We start from the raw sequence: 968 nt of genomic DNA on the forward strand, positions 1-968 counted from the left end.
ACTTGGAAGAACGTTCTTCCCATTGTTGAAGAATAGATTCGTTTATTTTTCACATGATGACGGTTGGTACAACAAAGTGTATTACCGTAGAATCGGTGATTTTGTAGGARTGCTAAGTAAAGTGATTCCATATAAACTCGGTTCGTTTGGAAAGAAACGTTTTACTTTCTTCCAAAAATCAAAAATTTTCCCAGCAATTTCAAAGGAAGTTATCCTTGGGCTTATGCCGTTAATGGAAGATGGGTTATACATTGATTTAGCGGGGAAAATTGAGTCGAGAAGAGGTCTTGAAATTCCGGTATATGTAGTAGGATCATTCGAAAGTACGGATGAGGTACTAGATAATATCGATGAATTGAAAGCGGAAGCAACAGAAACGGGTTGGCTCATTTTTGATAAGAAAGAACAAGAGTGGCAATGGGTTGTGGACTAAGAAAACTTGGCGCATGAAGTCAAGTTTTCTTGTCTTTTGAAAGGAGAACAAATGAAGAAATATTATACAATTGTGGGTATTGTAAGTATTATTCTCGTGGCGATATTACTTATAACTTGTCCGAAAGAATCAGATTTTAAATTGTATTTAGAGGATAAGTATGCATTGAAATGTGACGAGAGTAGCTTTGAATGCACGCAAAATGTAGATGAAAAAAAAGAGAAATTACAGTTTGAAAGTATTGATGCACGAAATGGTGTTTTCTTTATGACTGTAAAGCAAACGTATAAAACAGAAGCTGGTGTTACGAAAGAATATAGCGGAGTAGGTATATTCGGTACATTTCTTTTTGTTTCAGAGAAGACTTTCTAGTAATAGAAGGTCTTTTTTTTATGCTTATGTTCATATAGATGAAGTAAGACAAGCATAGGAGGGGTATTGATGAAGAAGGGATGTATCGTTTGTGGTGGTGAGGAGTTTTTTTCTTCAACATTATATGCACGTACGAAACAAGATTGGGCATATGCGCCAAACA

At 35.5% G+C, this 968-nt stretch carries 1 protein-coding gene and 1 pseudogene; both read left to right on the forward strand.

All coding sequences use genetic code 11. The features are described from left to right. A pseudogene (locus AC1DTM_RS28660) lies at window positions 1-433 on the forward strand (oxalate:formate antiporter); the annotation flags it as partial. A gap of 51 nt (window positions 434-484) precedes the next feature. Next, on the forward strand, window positions 485-805 hold the full coding sequence (locus tag AC1DTM_RS28665; protein WP_002118741.1) for a hypothetical protein: 321 nt from the start codon (window positions 485-487) through the stop codon (window positions 803-805). Window positions 806-968: the final 163 nt, after the last annotated feature.

The sequence above is a fragment of the Bacillus sp. P4_D3 genome, assembly GCF_056401855.1.